Here is a 710-nt window from a genome sequence, read left to right on the forward strand (position 1 = left end):
GTGGGATTCAAAGCTAACGCATTAAATAGACCGCCTGGGGAGTACGGCCGCAAGGTTAAAACTCAAATGAATTGACGGGGGCCCGCACAAGCGGTGGAGCATGTGGTTTAATTCGATGCAACGCGAAGAACCTTACCATCCCTTGACATCCAGAGAATCTGTTAGAGATAGTAGAGTGCCTTCGGGAACTCTGAGACAGGTGCTGCATGGCTGTCGTCAGCTCGTGTTGTGAAATGTTGGGTTAAGTCCCGCAACGAGCGCAACCCTTATCCTTATTTGCCAGCGGGTTATGCCGGGAACTCTAGGGACACTGCCGGTGATAAACCGGAGGAAGGTGGGGACGACGTCAAGTCATCATGGCCCTTACGGGATGGGCTACACACGTGCTACAATGGCAAATACAAAGGGCAGCTAACCAGCGATGGTATGCGAATCTCCTAAAGTTTGTCGTAGTCCGGATCGGAGTCTGCAACTCGACTCCGTGAAGTTGGAATCGCTAGTAATCGTGGATCAGAATGCCACGGTGAATACGTTCCCGGGCCTTGTACACACCGCCCGTCACACCATGGGAGTGGGCTGCACCAGAAGTCATTAGCTTAACCTTCGGGATGGCGATGACCACGGTGTGGTTCATGACTGGGGTGAAGTCGTAACAAGGTAGCCCTAGGGGAACCTGGGGCTGGATCACCTCCTTACGTAAAGAAACACAT

1 rRNA gene is annotated in these 710 nt (G+C 52.7%); it reads left to right on the forward strand.

The features are described 5' to 3' along the window. Positions 1–695: ribosomal RNA gene (locus V6256_RS15145) — 16S ribosomal RNA — on the forward strand; the annotation flags it as partial. Between the last annotated feature and the right edge of the window lie 15 nt (positions 696–710).

The organism is Psychromonas aquatilis (assembly GCF_038155185.1).
Lineage (GTDB): Bacteria > Pseudomonadota > Gammaproteobacteria > Enterobacterales > Psychromonadaceae > Psychromonas > Psychromonas aquatilis.